Source organism: Pseudomonas sp. C2B4, assembly GCF_013359695.1.
GTDB lineage: Bacteria > Pseudomonadota > Gammaproteobacteria > Pseudomonadales > Pseudomonadaceae > Aquipseudomonas.
On the sequence record NZ_JABFMU010000023.1, the window covers coordinates 44,599 to 69,714 of the forward strand.

Here is a 25,116-nt window from a genome sequence, read left to right on the forward strand (position 1 = left end):
GTCCTCGTCTCTCATGGTTCCCAGTTTGCAGTCATACCACCTGGCTTGGCCTATATTCTTCCAATCAGCCATATAATCCTGTCATCTAAATGCGAAAGGTTCCGGCAATACCGGAACCCATATTCTCATCACAATTCAAAAAATCATCTACACGCCTGATTTACCTGCGCTCGCTCCGTCCAGGGCGGAACGCTGTTTGCGTTCCAGCGCCTTACCGTCCAACACCGTGCGCGGCTTGATGGACTCGTTACGCTGACGCTCTCGCGCTTGCTGCAATGAAAGGGCGGTGGTTTTGTCGTAACGGTTTGCGATGGCGGCAGGCAATCCGGCTATTGAGTCCGTATAGATGCGCGCTTCGTGTCTTGCCCGACTGATGGCCACGTACCAAAGGTTTTGTGAGGTCGTCCGGCTTTTCGTGTTGATGGATATCATCACTCGATCATTTGTAAGACCTTGAGCGCTGTGGACGGTAGCGGAATAGGCGTGTTCTAGATGCAAAGGCCGGTTAGTTGGGAGGGCCACTACACGTTCTGGCGTGCCGTCTTTCTCTTTGAGGGATGCCAGCTCGATGACGCCATTGGCGTTCCCAACCACCCGCATTCGGTCGCCGTTGGTGAGATCCAGTTTCTGGTCATTGCGGGTAATCCGCACCAGATCGCCAACGGAAAACTCTGGCTTCTCAAGGTTGTACACGCTGAGTTTTGTCAGCTTCCGAGGATTGAACTCGACGCGATTCCCATTCTTGTCCTTTACCACCAGCACGTTTCCGGGCAAGGCCTGGTCAACGGTATACAGCTCCCCTCGGGACAGACCAGCCCTTATGTAGTCCTTCTCGGGCTGTACGATCATTCCCTTTTTGTAGCTTGGAGCGTACCGGCGTTCGGCCTGTGTGGTGTCGACGCGGTTGAGCGTTGGCAGCTCTTTTCCGTTGCCCACGAGCCCAAGCGACTCCCTTGTCATTGCGTTGATCTGTTTGCGGTCCTTGTTCGTACCGGCGACGATCAATACCTCTTTACGTTCTTGCGGCGTCAACGACATGTAGTCACGAACGATGGCTTGGTGCCGTTGGCTGGGCTCCCTGAATTCTTCAACATGATTAACATGCTCAAGTGATTTTCCCGGATTGCCATCAGCCGCATGCTGAACAGCAATTTTTAGTTCCTGGTTCTTCTGTCGCTGAATTTCCTTGATCCGCGCAGTTTGCATACCGTGTTGCTGTAACTGGGCGAATGGTTTGCCAGCCTCGATAGCTTCAGTTTGTTTGGTGTCGCCCAGCATCACCAGTCGTGCGCCTGATTGCTCGATGGTTCGCAATAACTGTTCCATCTGGCGGGCACCGACCACACCAGCCTCATCGAGTACGACGATTGTCCGCTCGTCCAGCTTCTTGTCTTTGGTGTGGAAAAAACTAGCGAGTGTGTGAGCGTCCAGCCCCTCGTTTTTCAGTGCGGTTACTTGGTTGCCGTAGGGTGCCAAAGCAACGACACGAAAACCTGCATCGGTCGTTGTGGAACGCTCGGTCATGGCATTGTTGACTGACTCGATCAACTTCACAGCGCGATCAACTGAGTAAGTTTTGCCGGTGCCTGCGTCGCCCTGGATGCCAACGAATCGGTTGCTCGTACTGACGATCACTTCCACGGCCTGGTACTGGCCTGCAGAAAGTGTTGAGCCTTCTAGCGCTTTCGCTACCTGTTCTTTGCTCAACAGCGGTGCGACTTGGCCACGTCCGGTGCGCTCGATGGCCAGAATCGCCTTTTCCCGCTTTAGTGCCCGTTGAGTGGTGTACCGTTTTTCAGCTTCCACCAAAGAGCCACGATTGATAGCCATCTTGACGTACTGCTGGGCTTCCTTGTCGGTCCAGCCCTTTTGTTCTTTCAGTAATGCGCGCCACCCTGCAGGTGACAGCGCTGCCCCCTCGGTTCCGGTGGCCATCCTGTAGGTTGGTGGCGATTCGATCAACGTTCCCTGTTTCACCAGACGTTTGATTTCATCGTCGACTTCGGATGGCGAAGCCAAGCCCACAGCGCGCCGTAGTGCAGCTGTGCGCAGATCTGACTCGCCGACAACCTGCTCACGTTCGGTCAGATGGTTTATGGCGTATTGCACCACTGCTTGGCCTGCGGTGATGCCTTCCGGCAGATTGTGTTCTGCATGGATGCTCTCTGAGCGCCTGCCGTACTCGCGGTTATCAAGCTGACTGCGGCCACCGAACTCGATGCCTAGATCTCTCGCCTTGGTGACCCAGTATTCCTTGACCAGATGACGGTCGCGCTCGTCTTTGCGTGGCCTGGTGGCCATCGCAATGATCTGCTTTTCCAGCGCTGTGGCGTTGCTGCGTGTTTTGCCGTCCTTGGCCAACGCTTCCTCGATCACCTTGGACCGACTCGAAAACGCCTCGATCTGGTCCCTCGAAATATGGGCCAGCTCGAAATTCCCGTCTTTGTCCAACACCCGAATTTCATAGCCCAGCTCGCGCAGCTCCTTGGCCAGCTCGCCCTTGTACATGGCGTCGATCTGCGGTTGGATCTTGAAAATATCGTCGTTGTGTATTGCTCGCCATTTACCGTCTGCACGCCGTGTCGCGTTCATGACTACTGCGTGGGTGTGCAGCTGAGGATCTTTGGCGCGGCTGAGTTCATGGCGAAACTTACCAATGATCAGGTTGCCAGTTCGTTCGAGCATGGACTTGCCATGTTCCTTTCGGCGGGTCTGCGCCAGTTTCTCGACATGCTCCATCGCTTTAGTCACTGCGCGGTCGTGCGCCGCTACCACGTCCTTGTCACCGGCGATCAGTGCCTGCATAGACACAGATTTTGGAGCTGAGAAGGTCAGGTCCAAACCCATCCGGCGATTAACTATTTCACCTGTTTCTTTGTTGACGGTCTTGGGCATCACCTCGCCGTTCGGGAGCTTGCCGTCAAAAAGCTTGGCCAGCTCCTTCTGGTCGATTGGCCCATCCAGTCCTAGAAGCTCGGCGCCGATCCCCTGCCACTCACCGGGGGACTCTTTTGCGTAGTAGTCGTCTGCAGCTGTGTAGTAGCCAGCTGCAGCGTACTGGTTGCTCCCCTTGATAGAGGTAACATTGAACATGGCTACCTCGTTACGCGGCTTGACCGGTGATCATGATTGCCTGGGCGCGCTCTTTGTAATCGATGTATGGCGTCTTCACCTTGGTGATCGGGAAGTCTTCACCGAATTTCACGTAGGCGACCAGATCTGGAAGGTTGGAGATTTCAGACGCCTGAACCACCGGCTCATCCCGTGTGACTTCCTCGGTCCTGGTCAACTTGCCCGCGGTGTAGGATTTCCGCCAGCGCTTCACATCGTGAGAGCCGAGGATTTCGCTGGCCATGCCTGCGTTCTTGGCGTTCGCTGCAGCAAGAATGACGTAGTTTCGGAAGCACGAAAGCAGCGTTTCCGCATCGTCACGGCCATAACTGGCATTGAGTTGGGACCAATCCTGCAGACTGCCGACCATACGCAGACCATGTTTCCGCCCTTTGGTCGCCGCTGGAACAAAGCTTTCCAGCTTGCCGAGGGACTGCAGCTCGTCGAGGAACAGCCATAGCCGTTTGCCTGTCATTGGCTCAGAGCTGAGGATCGTTGCGCAGATGGTGTCAATCCACGTGGCCACCAGTGGTTTCATGGTGTCCCGCATGTCCTCCCGCCAAGTGATGAACAGATTGCCGGCATTCGGATCGTTCACCCACTGATAGATGGAAAAATCGCCCTTGCTCATGTAGCGCAGGGGACGAATGTATTTGTTCATCATGAACTGGATGCTGGCGATTGCCTTCTCTGCGTTGTCGCGGAAGTAGCCCTCGGAGTCCGTGTTGGCCAGGAAAGCGCGGATGGTGTCGCCATCCTCCCGCACCAGCAAATTTACCAGCGTGTCTTGGTTTGGGTTGTTGGTTTCTTTCAGCTTGCGCATGGTGTCGGACAATACGTCGCGTGCGTAAGCGCACCATTGCTCGTCACTCGGATCGACCTGGGGCGGAATTATCGACTTGGCCATCCGGTTGAAGTCATGGATGCCACGGATCTCGTTGAAGATCGTCCAGCCAGCGGACCGAGCGTCGAATGGGTTGAGAATGTAATCGCCTTTGAAACTGAATTTCGAATAGAACGTGCCGTTTGGGTCGACAACGGCCATGCGATCACCACGCTTCAATGCCGAGGCGATCATGCCTTCCATAGTTACCGACTTACCGGCACCGATAGACGCGCAGATCATCGTGTTTCGATCTTCAAGGTGCAGAGGCATAGGCAGCTTGCCAATCATGATCGGCTCAGACTTGGCCAACCCCCGTTTTTTTCGCTCACGATTGGTCTTCTCGTTGCGGCGGCGCACCTTTGCCTTGACGGTATGCCAGTTTTTTATCTCCGAACCCCGTAGAAATTCCTGGTACTGCTCGCCACGGAACCCATCGTCACAATATTCGTACAGGTAATAAACCAGTGAAGCGGCGACCGCTGACGTGGCAATTGTGGCCCCCAATACAATCGGGTTGTGCCAGCCGTTGTGAAGCGTTTCCTTGAACGCTGCAGGGAATGGCGTCAAAGGCATCTGCGCCAAATACACGCCCGCTGCCCATCCAGCGATCGGCAAACCGAAACCCGCTGTCATCACCGCAGAATCGACTTCTCTTTTATGCATTGTCCTCTCCTGATAGACGCTCGATGTCGCTTGCCAACTCTGGCAACAGCGTTCTGATGAGCTGATCGGTGTCGGCCAGATGGCTAAGTTCGGCACGCAATTCGTTGACCTTTCCTTGCTGCAAACCTTGGCGCAGCAGGTGAACGGCAATGGTCAACAGGGTTCGGTTTTGCGCCTGAGCCTGACTGACGTTTTCGAGCAAACCAAGCACGCGTTGCTGATCTGCCCAGCTGTCCAAATCGGTCTGTCGGCCACCTGATTTCTCGCTGGCCAGAGCCCTGTCACGCACATAGGTGGACAGGTGTTTGTAGCCTGCTAACGCCGCCGCTTGCTCTAGGCGAGCCTCTTGGTCGTCGTTTAAACGTATGGGTAGTGTCTTCGCCACGGTGGTCCTCTCAGAGCCAAAAATGGGACATATTCAGGCTAACGATAACTGCCAAAAGAACGTATAGCAAATGTAATACATAAAAAGCTTGATTTTACTGGTCTAGATGGTACTTTCGTAATACATATGTATAGCACATAAAAAACAGGATTTTGCTCTGTAGGCCGCGCACAGCGCGGCTTTCACCTCCCGCTAGGGGGTGCGTGTTGTGTATTGAGACTTTGACCCTGTTAAGGGGAAAAGTTGAAGCTCTTGTTAAGGGCGTATCCACTAGTTAGGCCGAAGGCCGTAGGGGGGTAGCAAAGACAGGATGCAACTAGGATGCAACTAGGATGCAGAAAGAATGCAACTTGACGGCAGATAGGTGGCGAGTAAGATGCATGTAGGTTGCACATAGGATGCAAAAAGGATGCAAAATGACCAACAAAGATCTAACGAATGCACTGATGGCGGTAGGGCCTGAATCAAAGGCAGCGAAAATACGCCAGGTGATGCCATTGATTGAGCAGCAAATCAGTGCAGGTGTACGTCTCCAAGTGATCCTGGATGTGTTGATACAGCAGGGTGTCGAGCTGAGCATGCCAACGCTGAAAAGCTACCTGCAGCGGTATCGAAAAGCGCAACGACAAAACCCTGCGAAACAGACAAAAACGACAAGCCCAGTGCCAAGCATGCAACCTGTGATTGAGCGAGAGGCACCGGAGATAGAGGGAGGTGTATCGTACTATACAGATGCAGATTCAAAGGAGAGTCAAACGGCCCCGTTGGGGCCGAGTGAGCTGAGCAAGATTATGAATCCTGGGGACGATCAGAACGCCTCAGATCTGGCCATGTACGAAAGTGCTGGCCGTAGCAGAAGGAAGCGCACATGAAACTCGCAGTAGTCAATTTCAGTGGCAATACCGGTAAAACAACCGTATCCGATCAATTGGTTTGGCCGCGCTTAGGAGGTTTGCGTTTTGCCATTGAAACGATCAACGCCGGTGCTTCAGACGACGCGGCTGAGATAGAACGTATGAAGGGTCGCCAGTTTGGCGAGCTTTCCGAAATTTTGATGACCGAGGACAATGCAGTTATCGACGTTGGAGCATCCAACGTCGAAGATTTTTTCAAGTACATGGGCCAGTTCGCAGGCTCGCACGAAGAATTCGATTACTTCCTGGTGCCCACGGTATCAGAGAAGAAGCAACAGGCCGATACGATCAACACGATCAAGACCTTGGCAGCGTTGGGTGTTCCCCGTAGCCGGATCTTGGTGGTGTTCAACAAGGTCGAGATCGATGACGCGGACGACTTGCCGCACACCTTTGCTGCATTGATCGGTTTCCATGAGCTGGAAAAGAAGTTCACGCTCAAGCGTGATGCCGTTATCTATTCGAACGAAGTTTTCGAGCGGTTGCGGGCTCTGAAAACGAATATTGCCGCAGTAGTGCAAGACACCACGGATTACCGTGAACAATTGCGTACAGCAAAAGACGACGCGACCAAGGAACACGCTAAGCGGATGATTTCGGTGCAGCGGTTGGCCAAGTCTGCCTGGCAGAACCTCGATCAGGTTTACGCCACGCTCTTTGGCAAGGTGAAGTAAGCGATGGCCAAGGAGCCTACGACAGCGCGAGAAGCGATGTTCGGGCAGATGATGGAAGATTTCGACGCCATCGTCCGTCGCCTGGAACAGGTCGACGGCGAGTTGGCGGGGAAGATCTCCGAGGCCGTGCGCGATGGCTCAGGCAAAGCTCTGCTCCAGTCGCAGATGAACTTCGAATCCATGATGGAAAAGGAGCGCAATGCGCTGATCCTTGCCGGGCGCGAAGCGGTCGCAAGGATCGGTAACGAGATAAACCGAAGTTCGGCTAATCTGGTCACGGCGCAAGCGCAGCGCCGCGCCGTGGGTTTCTGCGCTTTACTCATCGGCTCCGGGATGGTCATCGGCGCGCTACTCATGATCGTCGGCCACCTGCTCGGGCTGTTCGGTAAATAGGGGGGGCACTCCCCCTTTTTTTCAGATTTATTCTGTATAGTACGATACAGATTATACTTTTCCACGAAGTCCCCCCCCCCGGCGCTGGTGATCAGGCTTCGGGGGGGTTCTCGCATGCGAGAAAGGAGTCCATATGTCCGCTACGCCAAGTCAGCAGCTTTACGAAGAAATTGAGGGGGCTTACGACTGGTTCAACGAGAAATTATTCGACGGCCAGTTGCCTGGTTGTATTTTCACTTTGCAAAGAAAGGCGAACACATTCGGGTACTTCTCTCCTTCGCGGTTCCTGCGCCGGAACGGCGCGGGGAAAAGCGATGAGATTGCACTCAACTGTGCGTACTTCGCGCATCGTCGTATCGATCAGACCCTTTCGACACTTGCTCATGAACAGGTACATCAGTGGCAGGTTCACTTAGGCACTCCTTCAAGGAGTGGCTACCACAATCGCGAGTGGGCCAACAAAATGAAAGCCATCGGACTGATGCCGTCAGATACGGGTGAACCTGGTGGCAAACAATGCGGCCAGCAGATGACGCACTACATCATTGATGGGGGGCCATTCGCTGTTGCGTGTCAGGAGTTGATCGATCAGGGGGGCATGCTTTCCTGGATTGACGTGGTTACCCATCGGGTAGCCATGTCAGCTACCCAGCTTTATGGTCCGGACGGTAAACCCGTTGAGCAGCCCTTGGCTGACCCGACGATAGACATTCTCGCTCTAACCTCGGCGGGTCTATTGACACCGGCGCCGAACCCGGAAGATGCAAAGAACAAACGCAAATACACATGCCCGAGCTGCCATTTGAATTTGTGGGGTAAGCCTGGTTTGAGCGGTCGCGTGCAATGCGTCGACTGCAAGGTGCTGTTCGTCGACTCGAAAGAACTGGTGGAAGTCCCAGTTGAGCCGGTCGCAAATTTCTGACGAATCAGGATGATCGTCAGTTTTTGCGCCTGGCTGCTGCCGATCAGGCGACTTATGAGCTGCGGATCCAAGGGCGCAGCTCTTGGTCGCCGAAGGCAGCTTCGGCGACGGTGGGCTCACGCATGAAAAATCGCCCAGCGAGCGAGGCCCAACAAAGGCCAGAGCGAGCGGTGCAGTTATCCACGGGCCAGGCGTGTTGTTTGCCTGGACGGTGGGTAACTGCAGGGTGATTTCCTGAGTCGTCCGCAAATCTTGAACGTGAGCCCACCGGCGACCGGCCATCTGGCCGGTTTTTTTCGTCCTTCCATCTGCGGATCCAAGGGCGTAGCTCTTGGTCGCCGAAGGCAGCTTTTGCGCTGCAGGAGCTCACGCACGAAAAATCGTCCAGCGAGCGAGGCCCAACAAAGGCCAGAGCGAGCGGTGCAGTTGTCCACGGGCCGGGCGTGTTGTTTGCCCGGGCGGTGGGCAACTGCAGGACGATTTCCTGAGCCTAGCGCTGATCTCAGACGTGAGTTGCTGCAGCGCCCGGCCGCCAGGCCGGAAGGTTTTAAATCCGACCGGGAGGTCGGCCAAGGAAAATCCCCTGTGCCGTACTTTACAGAGCAAGCGGAGCGCGCAGCCCGGAACGGGCGTAGGCGTGAGGATGGAAGCCCGAAGGGCCAAGACCCGGCGCGCTCTTGGCCGGGGCTTGGTTTACGACAGCCGTTGAGGCGCAGCCGAACACGCCCGGACGGCTTAGTGAGTTCCATTCATTTTGGTTGTCGAGGATCTTCACAGACTGATTCGGGAAAAACGATGCTTTGCAGCGTCCAGCTAACAAAGCGGTGCGCCTGTTCAATCTCGCTTTCCAGCGCTTGCCGATCGGGGCAGTTGTGATCATGGGCGGCGTCTTGCAAGAGCCGCACGCGGTCGAGCTGGTGCAGCAACTCCGGCGTGAGGGTCACGGTTTGAGGCGCGAATGTATAAGCCACCGGGTCATCTTCAAACAGCACCGGCAAGGCCATTCCGTTGTCTTTTAGCCATGATTTAAAATCGGTTTTACGCATCTTTGCCAGCCTTTTTCGGTGCCGGTTTTGTGTCCATATAGGGCTTGGCCATCTCCATGACCTGTGCGGCCAACTCGGGCGGCAACCAGACCATAACGGGCACCAGCTCACTGGCCCCGTGCTCGTCTAGGATTGCCCGAACTCGCTTTACTGCTGCGTGAACGGTCTGTTTAGACATGCCCCTATCGTTGGCCACGTCTTGCGGTCGTTGGCCATCTACCAAGATGGCCTTGGCGATCTCTACGGTAGAGACCGCCAAGCGGCGCGAGGCGAATACCGGCGATATTCTTTTCCAGTCCTCGGCGGTGTAAATCGGGTGCATGTAGTAGCTCCGTTTTTCAGTGGTCAATGATTAGCGGCCACCGTTTCGCGGATCCGGGAACGGATCTCGCTATGGGTGATGATCGGCAGACACAGGAACGACCAGCAATGACCGAAACAACGGGCATACACGCGCACCAAATCGCCGACCTCGGGGGCCTGCAGTATGAATGAATCGCCGGTGTCATCGGCGAAGTAGTCCAGCACCTGGCCATGACTGACCGCAAAATCAAAGCGCGCCTCAGTGATGCGCGCAGGCTTGGTGCCGTTGGCCGCTTCCTGCGCCTGCAGGAAAGCGGTTTGATCGTCCAGCACAGCGCCGGGGTGACGCACGCGAATCTCCGGCAACATTAGCCAGCTGCACCGAGCGGCCCACATGTTGGGGCCAATCTCGCGGGCGTAGTCAATAATCGTTGTTTGTCCTGGTACAAAGAAAACTTTCTGCATGGCGGCTTTCTCCTTGCGAGGAAGGCCGGGCGGATAAAGCCCGGCCTGGACTTGTTAGGCGGCTTCGCGAATGTGCTGAGCCAGTACCCAAAGGGCGCGGTTTAGTTTCACGTCCTGGTCAATGCCGGAGACGGCGCGGGTAGTGGTGCGGCGACCTTGCTTGTTGCGGCCTGTAAGCCCTCCCTTGATGCTGTTTTCCTGTACGCGGTTGAACGTGGTCCAGAGATCATCGGTGCGATCTTCACGGCGGCGAGGCATGAGCAGCTGTGAAGCTGTCACCGGCGCCGGGCCTTCTGCGGGGTCGTAGCGGTAGGCCAATGCAGCCTCGGCGAAGGCATGTTGCAGCTCGGGGCGGATCTGGATTTGCTTCATGGTTTCGCGCTGATCCTCGATCAGTGCAAATTGATTCAGCACCTCGTAAGCCCCCTCGATGACTTCGCCAATCACGTCTTGGCGTCCGCTGTGACGGACTTTCTGATCCATCGCGGCTTCGCCCAGGACAAGGCCGTTGGCGCACACAAAGCGGAAGCACCCGCCCATCATTTGATAACTGCTAGTGCCATCGTGGCTGTTGAGCAGGATGATTTCGTTGGCTTCCTTGTCCATGATGTTGGACGCATGGCGCAGGCGGATCATGTGTTTGGTGTGCTGGATCTTGTCGGAGTTACGCACGCGGGTTTGGCAGGCCATGAAGGGTTCAAACCCTTCTGCGCGCAGCGCGGTAAGCACGTCGACGGTTGGGATGTAGCGGTAGCGATCGGAGCGGCTGTCGTGCGCTTCGACGGCAAAGATGGACGGCGCGACACGCGCGATTTCGTCGTTAGTCAAAGGGGTGTTGCTGCGAACCATGCAAGGGTTGCGGAAGCTGCTGGATAGACGCATTTTTGAATCTCCTTCGCGATGTGCCTGGGCGGTTGCCGCCGCTGGTTCCAGGCTGTCTTAGCGGTATTGCTTCGACGTAGAAATTATCGCAAAAGATCGTTACATAGTCAACTATTAGTACAATCTAATTTTACTTATTTACGCTCATAAAATGCCCGGCACTGGGCCGGGCTCTGATAGCGCAGACAGTCAGTCAGAACGGAATCCCGTCATCCTCGGGGTCAAAATCGGGCAGCGGTTGCGGCGCCGCTTGTTGTGGGGCCGGTTGTTGTGGTCGCCGCTGTTGCTGCGGCCTTGGCGCCTGGTTGGTGCCGTCCTGGTTCTGTGGTCTGCCCCCCAGCAGCTGCATGGTGCCTTGCATGTCTACGACAATTTCTGTCGTGTAACGCTTGATACCGTCCTTCTCCCATTCGCGGGTTTGCAGCTTGCCTTCGATGTAGACCTGTGAACCTTTGCGCAGATACTCGCCGGCAATCTCGGCCACCTTGCCGAACAGGGATACCCGGTGCCACTCGGTTTTTTCGACCTTCTGCCCGGTTTGCTTATCGGTCCATTGCTCACTGGTGGCCAAGCTCAAATTGGTCACGGCGTTACCGTTGGGAAGGTAACGAACCTCGGGATCCTGGCCGCAAGTCCCTACTAGAATCACTTTGTTTACGCCACGGGCCATGATGGAAACTCCTTTTAGATGCCCCGGCGTACCGGGGCTGTGGGGTGGTTTAAGTATGCGTCGCCTTGCGATCAGTCTTCGAAGCAACCGCACGGGCAGGTCATTGCATCCAGGCCATGATGGCAATAGCCGTTCTCGGCGTCCGCCTGTTCGCGTGCGGCGTTTTCAGTCGCATTCATGTAGCCATATTCCCGCGCATACTTGAAAACTTCCGCGAACTCGGGCGCTGTTTCGTCTGTGCCGAATTCACCCTCTACACCCGCGCAAAAGAAGTTGTGAACGACAGTTTCATAGGTCGAACCACGCTTACAGGCATACGAAAAAATATCGTCGACCTTGGCTTTCATTTCTTCAATGCTGGGGGCCTTTGGCTTGAAAATGCCCTGAGCAAAAGCCAGGAAGTCATCAGCGGTCAGCCAGTTGTGAAAGATTGGCGCGGTGGTTTGAGACTGGGTATCAATGTTCATTGAAAGCTCCTTCGCGATTTACCTGGGCGGTTGCCGCCGCTGGTTCCAGGCTGTCTTAGCGGTATTGCTTCGACGTAGAAATTATCGCAAATCCACCACCCCAAGTCAACTATTGGTAAAATCTAAATTGACCGTCGGTCGCTGTTCTCGCATGCGAGAAATTCGCTAATTCGCTTGCTTTTGGCGTGCTTTTGGAACTGCTCAGAGGCCGAGCGTTGGGCGCGGGAAATAAACGCTTTTCAAAGCAGCAGCCGCAGGCTGCATCAAAACCCTTGGGACTGGAGCGCGCTGCCGGTGGTGGGTCTGCTCGTCAGCTTCGGAAGGTCGCGGTAAGCCCGGACTATCCAGAGCCGGGCCGCGTGCAAGGGGTCGTGGAATACCGCAGGCGCGAAGCGACAAGGATATGCCGCGAAAGCCCCTTGCAGGCAAGGCCGGGCGGCGGATAGGCCATTGGGGCGATCCGCTACCTTCCGATGATGATGAGCCTACCTGGTGATGCGGAAGGACCGGCAAGCGGAGCGCGCAGGCCGCAGGCCGGAGACGTGAGGATCGAAGCCCGAAGGGCCAAGACCTGGCGCGCTTTTGGCCAGGGCTTGGTTCACGAGAGCCGCCCCCCGAAGGGGGCACGCAAGAGAGGGTATTAGTTGCGAATTTCCCATGGTTTGTAACGCAATACACCGCTTAAAAACACGATGACGATGACGGCAGACATTTCGTTATCCACTTTTCAATTCAGCCAACTCTGCTAACAGCAGCGTGCTTTGGGCTGAACTGAGTCGTCCCTGGTCTTTCAGTTCACTGATGACGGCAGATAAAGCCCCGTAGCCCTTCAAGGGGTAATTGGGCTCATGTTGTCGCCTCGAAATTGAATCGTGTAGCCGCTCCATAGGCTCGCAAACCTCGGGATACTTTGTAGGAAGGTCGGCCAGCTTGAGTGGCGCGATCACCAGCTCCGGGAAGTAGATGGCCAATGCTGGTCTATCGGACTCCATCAGAGCTTGAATGCCGTCGCGCAAATCCATTTTGGTGGATCCGCTGGCCAGCCAATAGGCTCCAGCGATTTCGTCCTCAGACGCGGTTTCGAGCCACATGAGAACATCGAGGTAATCGTTCGAGCGCTGCGCATTTGTGTTGTCCATTACTTCGGTCCTCAGAGGTCCATTTCATCGCGTGCGGAATCGACCAGCGAGCGGCATAGTTCGGCCCTTCGCATGTAGGTCAAGCCGTTGCCAGGCCAGATCGAGGCGGCGGCCTCGTAAAGTTCCGCGGCTGAATACCACTTCTTGTGCAGTTCTGCCAACCGCGCAGCGGATTGCAGTGCATGGCAGGAACGTTCGGCTTTGCTTTGAGTGAGGTCACGAAAGTGCATTTGTGGATCTCCTTCACTGATTTCCCGGGGCGGTTGCCGCCGCTTGTCCTAGGAAGATAAAGCGCCCCGTCAGGGGCGCAGATTCATGCTGCGTTATCGAGGTGATTGACTAACTGTAGTGACCTGCATTTGAAAACGTCCCGACCTGCAATCATCGCGGTTTTCGACCAGGATTAACTGCGAATGACCGACCCGGCCAACCAGCATTAATTACGAATGAACCAGCATTGATCCGCGCCAACCTGCATTCCATCATCGCCAGCCAGGATTAGCTGCAAATACAGCGGGGCTTGTAGGTAGGCGATCACAGGCAGGGCGATGCGATCAATTCGCCGTCCGGCGGTGCTACCAGATGCCGCTATCTAACCGAGTCGAACTCCCCCAGCAAATTCGGCGATCTGGTACGGCGACCGAGCCAGACCACTTTGAGCGCTGATTTCAGAAGGCTCTGATCATGGAGCACAACCGCGCGAGCTTTCTCGCGCTTGCGCTTATCAGCGCCCTGAACGGCCCCCATGCTATATCGCGCAGCCAAGCATGGGCCTAAACGCCTCCACCTTAGAATTTATGTCACATTACTGGCCTGACAGACCCTTTGCATGCCTTAGATCAAATGACGAGTTAAGTGACAAATTTTGACGCCTGGGCCTTTCTCGCGCACGCTGTCACATAATCGAACGTATTTGTTACAAAGGGGAAAGTATGCTGATCGGCTACATGCGGGTATCGAAAGCGGACGGTTCTCAGGCAACCGACCTGCAACACGATGCTCTGATCGCGGCAGGAGTGTCTGCTGCACATCTGTATGAGGACATGGCCTCGGGACGGAAGGATGACCGGCCTGGGTTGGCCGCGTGCCTGAAGGCTCTGCGCGATGGCGACACGCTTGTGGTGTGGAAGCTCGACCGCCTGGGACGCGATCTCCGCCATTTGATTAACACCGTCCATGACATGACCGCCCGCGGTGTTGGCTTGAAGGTGCTCACTGGTCACGGTGCGGCCATCGATACCACCGCCGCCGCTGGGAAGCTTGTTTTCGGGATCTTCGCGGCACTGGCCGAGTTCGAGCGAGAGCTGATTTCCGAGCGGACGCTCGCTGGGTTGGCTTCGGCGCGTGCGCGTGGCCGGAAAGGTGGCCGACCGTTCAAGATGACGGCTGCCAAGCTGCGCCTGGCTATGGCGGCCATGGGGCAGCCGGAAACCAAGGTGGGTGATCTGTGTGAAGAGCTGGGCATCACCCGGCAGACACTCTACCGGCATGTTTCTCCCACGGGAGGCCTGCGGCCGGACGGCATGAAGCTGCTACCTGGCGTTAACTCATGACGGTGCTGACGTATCGACTCACCGAGTTGAAACAGAGCCACCAGGCCCTTGAGCAGCGCCATCAGCAAGGCTGAGCGATGCCTCACTGAGAGCCAGGCCACTCTGGCCGTGATCGAGCGGGAACGAAGTCTACTGGCGGAACGCTCGACCCGAACGGAACCCAATTGACTCAGTGGACCACAGAGAAGCTGGCCCTCCCGCAAGACGACGCGGTGCGTTCCAGCGAACTGGCGGAGTTCAGGACTCTGAAGGTGAGCCAGTCAACGCTACCTTGAGGTTATGGGCGTCGGTGCAGCAGTGACCCTGACTATTTCCGACTCATCAAGTCATCGGTAAGGTCTTGTTTAAATGCTAAATCATTGGTTGGCACGGGGCAGCTGTTAACGTACTAGTGGAGCACTAATGCTATGGCTCATACTGCGCTTAACCGCTAAGTCTCAAAAACCGAAAGGAGATTGGAAGTGCGCTACATCGCTGTTTGCGTATGCCCTCGCTTTTTCGTCTGCCTACATCGAGCTTGATACGGGCACTGGTGCGCTTCTTCTCTTCGGCGCTGTACAGCTAACTATGGTTCTCCATGGACTGTCCAAAGGGGAGCGCATGTCCAATACGCGACAGTGGTCCACCCTACCCTTCATGCATCCCAGCACCCCGACCACACACGAGTTCATCATGGCGTACTGCATCCAGGACATCCTCGACAACACTTCGCTACAGACACGCTTGCTGGGCGGCGCTGCTGGCGTCGGCCGGCAACTGCGCTGGGCGCATGTCTGCGAACTCATGGACCCCACCGAATGGCTCGGTGAAGGCGACCTGCTGATGACCACCGGCATCGGTATTCCGATCGAGCCGCAGGCTCAACGGCTCTACGTACGACGCCTGGCCAAGGCCCGGCTGGCCGGGCTGATGATCGGCGAGAACATGCAGGCGCCAGCGGACATCTCCGCCGTGCAGGCAGAGGCCGAGCTGCTCGGGCTTCCGCTGTTGATGACGTTCTATTCTGTACCCTTCTCGGCCGTCACCCGCGCGATTCTCGATGCCAGCAAAGAGGAAGAGTACCAGCGGCGAATGGCGGTCAGCCGGCTATACGAAAGCGCCCGCCTTGGCTTGCAGGGGCTGGGGCTGGCGGCCTTGCTCAAGCGCCTGGCCAGCGACGTTCGCTCACGGATTTACCTATTCGATGCGAGGAATCTGCAGCCGTGGCAGGATGATCTCGACACGCTCCCGACGAGCTGGCGTGACGCGCTGGGCCAGCGGGAGATTCCCGATGCCGTGACCCGTTGCAGTGACGGGTCCGAGGAAGCACTGGTCATGGCCCTGCCGTCGACCCGCCACTGCCACCTGCTCGCCACCGCCGGCGAGTTGCTGGACTATGGCCTGTTACACCATCTCGTGGGCGTTCTGGGGACCGAGCTCGTGCGCCTGCAGGCCGAACACCAGCGCCTGCTGCGCCTGGGCTCGGAACTGCTCGACGACTTGCTCCAGCAGCGCCTGACCGAGCGTTCGGCGCAGGAGCGACTGGCGCAGTTCGGCTGTATGGTGGAACAGGCTTGCCTGGTGGTCGCCAAGGCCGCGTCCACCGAGCAGGAATCTCTTAAGCAGCGCCTGGCCCGGCTGGACGCCGGCATTGCCGTACGCCTCCAGGGGGCCGAGCTGATCGCCCTGCTGACCGATCCTCGCGCGGCCGAGCGTCTGCAGCACGAGCTGGACTGCCCGTTCGGCCAGAGCAACCCGCTGGGTCATGCGCTACGGACACTTGAAGCACTGCGCGAAGCCAGGCTCGCGCTGGCACACGCCACGCCGGACCGCCCTCTGGTGGTCTATGCCGACGCCCGCGACGAACAGTCCTGGTTGCCGAGCAGCCTGGACGATGCTGCCCGCGTTCACCGTTTGGTGCTGGGCAGCCTGGCGGATTACGACGACCAACATGGCGCCCGTTTTCAGCATACGTTGCGGGTCTTCCTGGAAGACAACCGCTCCTGGCAGAAAGCCGCGCAACGCCTAAATGTGCACAAGCAGACACTGGTGTATCGCATTCGACGAATAGAAGAGATCACCGGTCGCTCACTTGAGTCGACGGAGGATGTGGCGGTGCTGTGGATCGCACTGCGCTGCGCCGATATCGCCCGGATCAGCGATTGAAGCAGCCGGCGCCGACGCGCCGGCCTGCCGAGGGCATCTGTCAGCCCAGGATCAGATAGGCCTTGCGCACGGTCTGACGGATCTCCCAGGTGCCTTGGGTATTAGCGGTGAAGTACAGCGCATCACCGGCACGGAACTCCACCGGAGCGCCATCATCCGGCGTGAAACTGCCCTCGCCGCTGATGATGTAGCTGTACTCAGCTTGCGCCACCTGGCGGCGGAAGCGGCCTTCGCTGCACTCCCAGAAACCGCTGGTCGCGCCGCCGGACACCGAGCAATGAGCCGCCAGACTCGCCTTGGCCACCGGCTCGCCCAGCGGCTGGCCGACCGCCAGCGGATCTGTGAAGCAATGTTCGCCGTCGATACGAATGAGCGTTGGGTTCATGTCATGTCCTCAAGATTTGTCTTCCAGCCCAGCGGGGGCGAAACGCGCCAGGAAGCGGTCCAGCACAGCGGGAGGCATGCCGGCCAGTTCTGCACGTTCCTTGCGGATCACGGCATTGCGAACCATCGAGCCGCCGATATAGCGCAGGGGTTCGGGCGGGAAACGGCGGCAGGCGCGTTCCACCAGCGGGCAACGGCTCCAGGGGTTGTCTACGCCCAACGCAAGGCTCGCCAGGATGCGCCCGCCCAGGCGGCTTGGCCCTACTCCGTTACCACTCCAGCCGATGCCGTAATGGATGTTCGCTTGGCCGCCCAGGCGACCGAAGATGGGCAGGCTGTCGTAGGTACGGTCGATCGGACCGGACCAGCGATGGGTTACCCCAACATCGCACAGGGCGGGGTAGGTCCGGCGCAGGTCCGCTTCGGTCAATTCCAGACTGGAGGCATCCTCGCTGAACACCGTGCCGATGCGCGAGCCGTAGGCGAGCGCGCCAGTCCCTTTGCCAAAGGCGATACGCCCATCCCGCGTGGTGCGGTAGTAGTCGACCATTAGTTGTGAGTCGGTGATGGCCTCGCCGCCCTTCCAACCGGTGGCGGCCAGGCGCTCGGGCACTGCCTCGGTGACCACGATCGAGCTGTTCACCGGTACCATCAACGCTGCCAGCTCTGGAAGCGCTGCGGCCCAAGCATTGGTAGCCAGCACTACTTGCCGAGCCTGTACCTTTCCCTGGCGGGTGTCGACCTGGACCGGTTCGCCGGGCTGGATCTCGGTCACGGCGCAATGCTCTCGGATTTCCACTCCGTTTTCCAGTGCTACCCGCCGTAGGCCGCGCGCAAGCAGCGCCGGCTGGACCGTGGCGTTGCTACGCTCGAACACCCCGGCCAGGTGAATGGCCGACCCGGTGCGCCTAGCCACCTCTTCACTGCTCAAGCGCTCGAAGGGCTGTACACCCAAGCGCTCGCAGGCCGCCAGGGTTCCGTTCCAGGCGTCCACGTGCGCCGGGGTCGTGGCCGTCCACAGCCAGCCCTTGCGCTGGTAATGGGCGTCAATCCCATGGGCCTGGCAAAAGTCGCCCAGTTCCTCGATCGCCTGCTCAGCGCTTTCACCTAGGAATTTTGCTTCACGCTCGTCGCAGAAGCTGCGCAGCGTGCCGATCTTGGGCCACCATGACATCACAAAGCCGCCATTGCGGCCTGACGCGCCACCGCCGCAGACGTCCTGCTCGATGATCATTACCCGGGCATCGGGCTCCATCTGCTTAATGGTCAGGGCCGTCCAGAGTCCAACGAAGCCTCCACCGATGATCAAAATGTCCACCGACTCCTGTGCCAGCGATTGAGGCGTGAGCGAGTCAGTGAAATCGGCAGCTTCCATCCAGTAACTGGGCTTCAATGGAGGGGTCGGGTTTAGTTTCATTGTGATTCCCCACGGTGCGGTATTTTTAGGTACTGACAGTTTCCCAGTACCTGGGGGCTCCAACAATTAAGCTACGGTAGGAAAACGGCGCGGGGGCTCGTTCGATCGTATGAGCGGGGCGTTGGCTGAAGTGCTGGCATTGCGTTTTCAGCAGTTCCGCCCTTATCGAGGGCACTCCTTATCTGTCACCGCGCGTGCTTGCTCACTGCGCAGGGCCTGTAGGTGCGGCCTTGCCCGCGATGAAATCGTACGAATGTATGAGCCACCCCGCCCATTTGTTGGTTGCGACCGATTGAGCCCGCGCGCCCCAAGTAGGAACGTAGGGACGTGCAACCAAAAACAATAAACGCGGAGAAACATCGTATGTGGAGAGTAGGCGTTGATGTGGGTGGAACCTTTACCGACCTGTTCGCCTGGGAGGAAACCTCAGGTAAGCAGGTGACGGCGAAAGTCCTCACCACCAAGCAAGACCGTTCGATTGCGGTCCTAGAAGCCATCGACAAGGCCGGTATCGCCATCGCCGATATCTCGCACCTGATGCATGGCACCACTACCGCGACCAATGCGCTGATCGAGCGCAGCTACCCTGACGCAGTCTTTATTACCACGGAGGGTTTCCGCGATACCCTCGAAATCGGTCGGCAACATCGGGAACACCTGTACGATCCGTACCAGACCAAGCCCAAGCCGATCATCAAGCGCCGCCACCGTTACACCGTGCCCGAGCGTACCAATGTCCGTGGCGAATCCGAACGCCCGCTGGATGTCGCGGCCGCTACCGAGGTCTCTCGGCGCATCCGGGATTCCGGTATCCGCTCCGTGGGAATCGGGTTCATCAACTCTTATGCCAGCGGCGATCACGAGCGGCAGATGCGTGACATCCTGCTTGAGCACTGCCCGGACGTGCACGTCGTGCTGTCCTCCGATACTCGCCCGGTCTTTCGTGAACATGGTCGTTTCACCACCACGGCGGTACGCGCAGCTTGCATGCCAGTGATGGTCAAATACATGGACGACCTGGAAGCCCGTCTGCGCCAGCGCCAATTCACCGGCAAGTTACTGATCCTCAAGAGCAGCGGCGGCGTTATGTCGGCAGAGCTCGCTCGCCAGCATCCCGAGGACATGCTCGAATCCGGTCCGGCCGGAGGCGTCGCCTATGCTGGCTATCTGTCTCAGTTGAGCGGCTTCGAACGGATCCTGCATACCGATGTCGGCGGCACTAGTTTCGATGTGTCCATCGTCGAGCACGGGAAGGGCCTGATCACTCGTGACCACGAGCTCGAATGGGAAGTGCCCATTGTGGTGCCCATGCTCGACATCCATAGCGTCGGTGCTGGCGGCGGTTCCATCGGCTGGGTCGACCAGGGTGGCTCGCTGCGCGTGGGGCCCAAGAGCGCCGGTTCCGAACCGGGGCCTGTTTGCTATGGTAAGGGCGGCACTCAGCCGACTATTACCGACGCCAACCTGCTGCTCGGGCGTCTGGAGCCAACCCTGGGTGGCAAATTCGAGCTAGATATCGCCGCCGCGGAGCAGGCAATGAACCGCTTGGCAGAACAAATCGGCCTGCCGCCGCTGGCGACCGCCGAGGGGATGATCCGCATCGGCTCTGAATACATGGCGCAGGCGGTGAAGAAGATCCTCGTCGGGCGGGGGCGAGACCCACGTGATTTCGTCTATGCCAGTTTCGGCGGGGCTGGCGCGCTGCATGCCTGCTTCGTTGCAAGGTCGATGAACATCCCGAAAGTCATCGTCCCGCCCTATGCCGGTGTCGCGTCCGCATTCGGTGCCACTGCCATGAATCTGCGTCAGGACCTGGAGCGTTTCTACTACTCGCCGGTGAAGGAAGCGAACCTGGGCAAGGTCAACGAAATGCTACTGGAGCTCGAGGAAAGCGCCAAGCAGGTACTGCGTGAGCAAGGCATTGAGCAAGACAGCGACATCGAACTGATCCGCACCGCGCAGATGCGCTATGTCGGCCAGTCGTACGAGGTGGAAACGCCCATTCCGGCGGGGCTTCTGAGCGACGCGCTGCTGCCGGGCATCGAACAGGCGTTTCACGCAGCGCACAAACAGGAGTTTGGGGTTAGCTCCGAGGACTTCGCCCCTGCGTTCGTCTCGTTCGGTGTCACCGCCATCGGCCGCATGGACTCGCCGCCGCCGATCGACCTGGTGAACACCTCAGTCGCCGACGTCGTCAAATCGGTGCGCGATGTGTACTTCGACGGCAAGTGGCTGCAGTGCAAGGTCTATGACGGTGAAGCACTCGGCACCCAGCACCAAATCGAAGGCCCGGCAATCATTGAGTACGAACATGCCTGCACGGTCATGCCGCCGCAGACGCGTGCCCACGTCAATGCCATGGGCGCCCTGATCATCGACCTCGAACAACAATAAGAGGACTCCTCCATGAGCAAGAACCTTTCGAACACCGATTTTGGCCAGGACATCGACCCGATCACCTTCGAGGTCATGCGCAGCATCTTCGAATACGCCAGCGACCGCATGGCCACGGTCCTGCAACGTTCATCGTTTTCACCAATCCTGGCGGACATGCTGGACTTTTCCAACGCGATCTATGACGCAGACCTGCAGCTGATCAGCCAGGCCGCCAACTGCCCGGTACACCTGGCTGCGATGAAGTTCAGCGCCGAAGAAGCGGTACGCAGCATCGGCAAGGACAACGTACTTGAAGGCGACGTGCTGGTGGTCAACGACCCCTACCGGGGCGGCACCCACATCAACGACATATCCTTCATCAAGCCAATTTTCTACCAGCGTGAACTCATCGGCTACGGCGTCAGCCGTGGCCACTGGATGGACCTGGGCGGCGGTGGCGCTGGCGGCCAGGCGTTCGGCACCCACATCGCCGCCGAGGGGCTGCGCCTGCCCCCACTGAAGATCTTTTCGCAAGGCAGGATCAACGAAGACCTGCTGGCGATCATTCTGAACAATTCGCGAACCCCACACTTTATCAAGGGCGACCTGCAGGCCCATCTCGGCGCGCTGCTGGCGGCCGAGCAGGAACTACAACGTGCGTGTGACCGCTACGGCGCGGCCACCGTGCAGAAAGCCATGAAGAAGATCCAGGCCTACACCGAGAAGATGATCCGTGAAAGCATCCGCAAGATCCCCAACGGCTTGTACGAAGCCGAGGATTACGCCGACACCGACGGCATTGGCAGTGAGCGTGTGAAGCTCAAGGTTAGCCTGGCGATCAGCGACACTTCGATCACCGTCGACTTCTCCGGCACCGACCCGATCTGCCAGGGCGCGATCAACTCGCCGCGGGCCAACACTATTTCGGCAGCGCTATATTCCCTGCAGTTCTTCCTGGCGCCTGATGCTCCGCAGAACCAAGGGATGTTCAACCCCATTGAGGTCGTGCTGCCAGAGGGCTGCTGGCTGAACGCGACGTGGCCAGCACCGACCATCGGCTGTACCACCCTGACGTCCTCGAAGATCACCAGTGCCATCTGGCAGGCCCTAGCCAAGGCAATCCCCGATCGCATCACCGGCTCGACCTGTTCGGAGTGCAACTGGTTCGTCGCCAGCTGTACCTCGGCTGACGGAAAAACCGACGTGTTTTCTGATCTGCCTGCAGGCGGCTGGGGCGGCACGCCGTACGCCGATGGCATGAGCGTGACCATGGATCCCCTGGGCAACTGCATGAACATGCCTGCGGAGACCGCCGAGTTGTTCTTCCCGATCGCATATGAAGCCTTCGAAATTCGCAATGACTCCGCAGGCGCTGGACGTCATCGTGGTGGGCTAGGTGCGGTGTTCAAGGTGCGCTTCTTGGGCGGAGGCGAACTTGGCATGGAAACCTCCCGTACCCTCGAAGGCAGCCCGGGTGCAGCTGGCGGCCTGCCCAGCGCGGTGCAACGCGCCAGTCACCTGCACGCCGACGGGCGCGCACAGGTAATCGGCGGCCTCGACCCCCACGGTGCGTGGACCAATCCGCTGCTGTCTTCGCATAAGTTCGGCGCAGGCGATGTGTTCATGTTCGAAAGCACCGGTGGCGGCGGCTGGGGCGATCCACGCAAGCGTACGGTTGACGAGGTGCTCGAAGACGTACTGGACGAGTACATCAGCGTCGACTCGGCCAGGGAGCACTACGGTGTAGTTATCGATCCGCGCACACTCAGGATCGATGAGGTCGCCACGATGCGACTGCGAGGGGAATAAGGCTCGGCCCCTCTATCAGGGATCATGTTTGAGTGTCGAGTCTCGGAGCGGCCGCTTTGCGGCCCTTTCGCTCGAGTGTTGTTCTGCTTCCCTTCACCACCCAGGCGTTGAAGGGCTCCTGCAGTTCTTCGCCATTCGCCCAGAACTCAAGTTAAACAAACAGGACACTAGGCATCAGTCAGTAACACCCCATACCAATAAAAGCCCGACGCGCCACCGCTTGCCTGTGGCCGAACGGGCAGCTACATCCATAAGAAAGGAGCATCAATGTACCTGTGCGCTAAACGCAAGCTGATCGGTCTGGCATTACTTCCAACACTAATGCTCATGAACTCACCCTCCTACGCTGTGGCGGTCACTGATAATCTGGACATCGGAGGAGCCATCCGCGCCCGTGGTGACTTCGACCCGGATGAAAACATTTCGGAACTCAGCTTCGACACTTTAATTCTGACGACAACCTACACTTCTGAGCGCTGGATCGGTGCTGCGAAATACCGCTTCTATGGCGGCGATTATCCTTTCAGGGGATCTACCGGTAAGGTGGGGGACATATCATTTCCGGAATACGCCTGGGTGGGCTACAAATTTGACGATGCCCATCAAATACAGGTAGGCCTCAACCAGATCCCATTCGGCCTGCAGCATTACTTTGGCAGTATATTCTTCGAAACGTTGGGCAACGTCATTGGCCTCGAAGACGTTCAGGACTTGGGTATCAAGTACATCCAGCAAAGCGGTGATTGGAATTTGCAGGCTGGCTACTACATCAGCCCAGCAGATCAAGGAAAAGGCACCAGTCGGGGCGGCAGGACTTGGTCTCCAAGCGTTGCAGCGGCAGACGTCTATGTCGTTGATGGAAGTAACAACAAAGAACGCGACATCGTGGCCGGACGCTTAGTTCGAAATTTCAAACTTGGGAATTGGCAATCCGAGATCGGCGGATCGATTTTTACATCCTCTCTGGAAAATCGGGACACCAATGATAACGGCCGACGCAATGCGGTTGCAGTCCACTACAAGGGGAAAAATGGCCCTTGGGGTGTTCAGTTGCAAGCTGCTCGTCAGGAAGTGAACCCCCAAAACCCTGGCACTGACAAGGTAGTGACATTCGGTGCACTGGACGGTACCTTCAACGTTGCCTCAAAAGGCGACTTGTATGTAGCCGACCTAAGCTACGACATTGCAGAAAAACTAGGCTGGTCCACGAACATCAAGGTGTATGGCAACTACAGCCTGTTCGACAAGGACGAAGATGCGTTCAAAGATTCACAGCGATTCATTCTGGGAACTTCGTTTTCTGTGGGCAGTACTTTCATCGCTGTCGAATGGCTCAATGGAAAAAATGATCCTTACGTAGGGGCCAGCAGCTATACGCAAAGCGCGGGAGCCGGTGGTACCAACCAGTGGGAAAATCAACTGTATACCAACATCGGCTATTACTTCTAAGTCGCTTGACCTCCACAGAGAGCCGGCGCCAGCCATGTAGGGGCCTCGCCACTGCGGGCATAGGCCGGTAGACAGAATTGGCGGTGCGGCTGGCAGAGCAATACCCCATCTTAAAAAAGTTGCCATTGGCCTGTTGAACGTCAATGCAACGATCATGATGGCCATTTGCCCAGCGTATTGTACAAGGCATCATGCACATGAAGTGTCCATTTGGCGGAATGCGATAGCCGATGCCTCAAAATACCCACATAGCATGTGCGAGTGGGGCTCGTTTGCTCCTGACCTACGAGGTCCTCCGTCGTCAGTTCATCAGCCCGCGGTAGCAAAGACTTCCTCAGTAATGCAATCGACTTCTGACCATTGGTGCAATCGACTTCTGAAAATGACACGTTCTGTGCAGCCGGCTCCTGAAATTGACATCCAACATCAGCTTCCAACTTTCAGTATCCGTCTACACTGAGCTATCACTGAATAGTTGGACAAAACCATGTTGATTGGTTACGCCCGCGTCTCGACCGACGATCAACTCCTCGATCTGCAACGCGATGCGTTGGAGAAAGCGGGCTGTGAGCACCTCTTCGAGGACACCGCTAGTGGTGCCAAGGCCGAGCGCGTGCGGCTGACCGCCTTGCTGTCCACGTTGCGACGGGGCGACACCGTGGTGATTTGGCGCCTGGATCGCCTCGGCCGCTCGCTGAAGGACCTGATCCGATTGGTCGAGCAGCTGGACGCCGCCGGCGTTGGCCTGCGCAGCTTGCAGGAGAATATCGACACCGCCTCAATTGGAGGCCGCTTGGTGTATCACCTGTTCGGCGCCTTGGCCGAGTTCGAGCGCAACCTGATCCGCGAACGCACCCAAGCCGGCTTGTCCGCCGCGCGGGCTCGCGGACGCAAGGGCGGGCGCAAGAAACGGCTCGATCCGGCCAAGCAAGAACTGGCCCTGCGCCTCTATCACGAGCGGCAACACACCGTGGCGGAAATTTGCCGGATGATGGGCATCGGTCGCTCGACGCTCTACAACTACCTGACCGAGGCCGAGCGTGATGCCCAGCGGGCGGCGTAA

Annotated in this window: 23 protein-coding genes; 10 read left to right on the forward strand and 13 right to left on the reverse strand. The window is 57.7% G+C overall.

Annotated elements, in window-relative coordinates; all coding sequences use genetic code 11:
• Positions 1 to 147 precede the first annotated feature (147 nt).
• From mobF to HNQ83_RS16345, 3 genes are read right to left on the reverse strand one after another with little or no spacing between them, the layout of a single operon-like run.
• Positions 148 to 3,093 (reverse strand): MobF family relaxase, encoded by a 2,946-nt coding sequence (gene mobF, locus HNQ83_RS16335; protein ID WP_169882230.1) that lies wholly within the window; start codon positions 3,091 to 3,093, stop codon positions 148 to 150.
• A gap of 10 nt (positions 3,094 to 3,103) precedes the next feature.
• Positions 3,104 to 4,660, reverse strand: a complete 1,557-nt coding sequence (locus HNQ83_RS16340) for a type IV secretion system DNA-binding domain-containing protein (RefSeq protein ID WP_169882229.1) — start codon at positions 4,658 to 4,660, stop codon at positions 3,104 to 3,106.
• Positions 4,653 to 5,045, reverse strand: coding sequence for a hypothetical protein (locus tag HNQ83_RS16345; RefSeq protein WP_256905043.1), 393 nt, complete (start codon positions 5,043 to 5,045; stop codon positions 4,653 to 4,655). Before HNQ83_RS16345 ends, HNQ83_RS16340 begins: the two co-directional genes overlap by 8 nt.
• 416 nt (positions 5,046 to 5,461) lie before the next feature.
• On the opposite strand from HNQ83_RS16345, the gene HNQ83_RS16350 reads away from it, so the two are divergent.
• From HNQ83_RS16350 to HNQ83_RS16365, 4 genes are all read left to right on the forward strand, one after another.
• Complete coding sequence (locus HNQ83_RS16350) at positions 5,462 to 5,917, forward strand: conjugal transfer protein TraD (protein ID WP_169882228.1); 456 nt, start codon at positions 5,462 to 5,464, stop codon at positions 5,915 to 5,917.
• Complete coding sequence (gene stbB / locus HNQ83_RS16355) at positions 5,914 to 6,633, forward strand: StbB family protein (RefSeq protein ID WP_169882227.1); 720 nt, start codon at positions 5,914 to 5,916, stop codon at positions 6,631 to 6,633. Before HNQ83_RS16350 ends, stbB begins: the two co-directional genes overlap by 4 nt.
• 3 nt (positions 6,634 to 6,636) lie before the next feature.
• The gene (locus HNQ83_RS16360) at positions 6,637 to 7,026 is read left to right on the forward strand and encodes a hypothetical protein (protein ID WP_175389888.1); all 390 of its coding nucleotides are present in this window, start codon (positions 6,637 to 6,639) and stop codon (positions 7,024 to 7,026) included.
• 133 nt (positions 7,027 to 7,159) lie between these two features.
• Entirely contained in the window at positions 7,160 to 7,948 is a 789-nt protein-coding gene (locus tag HNQ83_RS16365; protein WP_169882225.1) for a SprT-like domain-containing protein, read from the forward strand.
• A gap of 749 nt (positions 7,949 to 8,697) precedes the next feature.
• On the opposite strand, the gene HNQ83_RS16370 is transcribed toward HNQ83_RS16365, so the two are convergent.
• The 8 genes from HNQ83_RS16370 to HNQ83_RS16405 form a co-directional block, all read right to left on the reverse strand.
• Positions 8,698 to 8,994, reverse strand: coding sequence for a hypothetical protein (locus HNQ83_RS16370; RefSeq protein WP_169882224.1), 297 nt, complete (start codon positions 8,992 to 8,994; stop codon positions 8,698 to 8,700).
• Positions 8,987 to 9,316 carry a TrfB-related DNA-binding protein gene (locus HNQ83_RS16375; protein ID WP_169882223.1) on the reverse strand — a complete coding sequence of 110 codons (330 nt, stop codon included), beginning with the start codon at positions 9,314 to 9,316 and terminating at the stop codon, positions 8,987 to 8,989. Before HNQ83_RS16375 ends, HNQ83_RS16370 begins: the two co-directional genes overlap by 8 nt.
• 23 nt (positions 9,317 to 9,339) lie before the next feature.
• Entirely contained in the window at positions 9,340 to 9,762 is a 423-nt protein-coding gene (locus HNQ83_RS16380) for a hypothetical protein (protein ID WP_169882222.1), read from the reverse strand.
• Between the two features lie 54 nt (positions 9,763 to 9,816).
• Entirely contained in the window at positions 9,817 to 10,644 is an 828-nt protein-coding gene (locus tag HNQ83_RS16385) for a DUF932 domain-containing protein (protein ID WP_169882221.1), read from the reverse strand.
• Between the two features lie 193 nt (positions 10,645 to 10,837).
• Positions 10,838 to 11,314 (reverse strand): single-stranded DNA-binding protein, encoded by a 477-nt coding sequence (locus HNQ83_RS16390; RefSeq protein ID WP_169882220.1) that lies wholly within the window; start codon positions 11,312 to 11,314, stop codon positions 10,838 to 10,840.
• A 71-nt stretch (positions 11,315 to 11,385) separates the two neighbouring features.
• On the reverse strand, positions 11,386 to 11,781 hold the full coding sequence (locus tag HNQ83_RS16395) for a hypothetical protein (RefSeq protein WP_169882219.1): 396 nt from the start codon (positions 11,779 to 11,781) through the stop codon (positions 11,386 to 11,388).
• Between the two features lie 716 nt (positions 11,782 to 12,497).
• Positions 12,498 to 12,920 carry a hypothetical protein gene (locus tag HNQ83_RS16400; RefSeq protein WP_169882218.1) on the reverse strand — a complete coding sequence of 141 codons (423 nt, stop codon included), beginning with the start codon at positions 12,918 to 12,920 and terminating at the stop codon, positions 12,498 to 12,500.
• 11 nt (positions 12,921 to 12,931) lie between these two features.
• On the reverse strand, positions 12,932 to 13,150 hold the full coding sequence (locus HNQ83_RS16405) for a hypothetical protein (RefSeq protein ID WP_169882217.1): 219 nt from the start codon (positions 13,148 to 13,150) through the stop codon (positions 12,932 to 12,934).
• A gap of 702 nt (positions 13,151 to 13,852) precedes the next feature.
• Here HNQ83_RS16405 and HNQ83_RS16410 point away from each other — a divergent pair.
• Both HNQ83_RS16410 and HNQ83_RS16415 read left to right on the forward strand, forming a co-directional pair.
• On the forward strand, positions 13,853 to 14,473 hold the full coding sequence (locus HNQ83_RS16410) for a recombinase family protein (RefSeq protein WP_175389889.1): 621 nt from the start codon (positions 13,853 to 13,855) through the stop codon (positions 14,471 to 14,473).
• 600 nt (positions 14,474 to 15,073) lie between these two features.
• The gene (locus tag HNQ83_RS16415; protein ID WP_256669012.1) at positions 15,074 to 16,618 is read left to right on the forward strand and encodes a PucR family transcriptional regulator; all 1,545 of its coding nucleotides are present in this window, start codon (positions 15,074 to 15,076) and stop codon (positions 16,616 to 16,618) included.
• Between the two features lie 40 nt (positions 16,619 to 16,658).
• Here HNQ83_RS16415 and HNQ83_RS16420 read toward each other — a convergent pair whose 3' ends face one another.
• Together HNQ83_RS16420 and HNQ83_RS16425 are read right to left on the reverse strand one after the other, a co-directional pair.
• Complete coding sequence (locus HNQ83_RS16420) at positions 16,659 to 17,003, reverse strand: cupin domain-containing protein (protein WP_175389890.1); 345 nt, start codon at positions 17,001 to 17,003, stop codon at positions 16,659 to 16,661.
• Positions 17,004 to 17,012: 9 nt separating this feature from the next.
• Complete coding sequence (locus tag HNQ83_RS16425) at positions 17,013 to 18,419, reverse strand: FAD-dependent oxidoreductase (protein WP_175389891.1); 1,407 nt, start codon at positions 18,417 to 18,419, stop codon at positions 17,013 to 17,015.
• Positions 18,420 to 18,782: 363 nt separating this feature from the next.
• Here HNQ83_RS16425 and HNQ83_RS16430 point away from each other — a divergent pair, with 363 nt between their 5' ends.
• From HNQ83_RS16430 to HNQ83_RS16445, 4 genes are all read left to right on the forward strand, one after another.
• On the forward strand, positions 18,783 to 20,813 hold the full coding sequence (locus tag HNQ83_RS16430) for a hydantoinase/oxoprolinase family protein (protein ID WP_175389892.1): 2,031 nt from the start codon (positions 18,783 to 18,785) through the stop codon (positions 20,811 to 20,813).
• 12 nt (positions 20,814 to 20,825) lie between these two features.
• Complete coding sequence (locus HNQ83_RS16435; protein ID WP_175389893.1) at positions 20,826 to 22,604, forward strand: hydantoinase B/oxoprolinase family protein; 1,779 nt, start codon at positions 20,826 to 20,828, stop codon at positions 22,602 to 22,604.
• 267 nt (positions 22,605 to 22,871) lie between these two features.
• Positions 22,872 to 24,053 (forward strand): porin, encoded by a 1,182-nt coding sequence (locus tag HNQ83_RS16440; RefSeq protein ID WP_175389894.1) that lies wholly within the window; start codon positions 22,872 to 22,874, stop codon positions 24,051 to 24,053.
• 487 nt (positions 24,054 to 24,540) lie between these two features.
• Positions 24,541 to 25,116, forward strand: a complete 576-nt coding sequence (locus tag HNQ83_RS16445) for a recombinase family protein (RefSeq protein WP_175389895.1) — start codon at positions 24,541 to 24,543, stop codon at positions 25,114 to 25,116.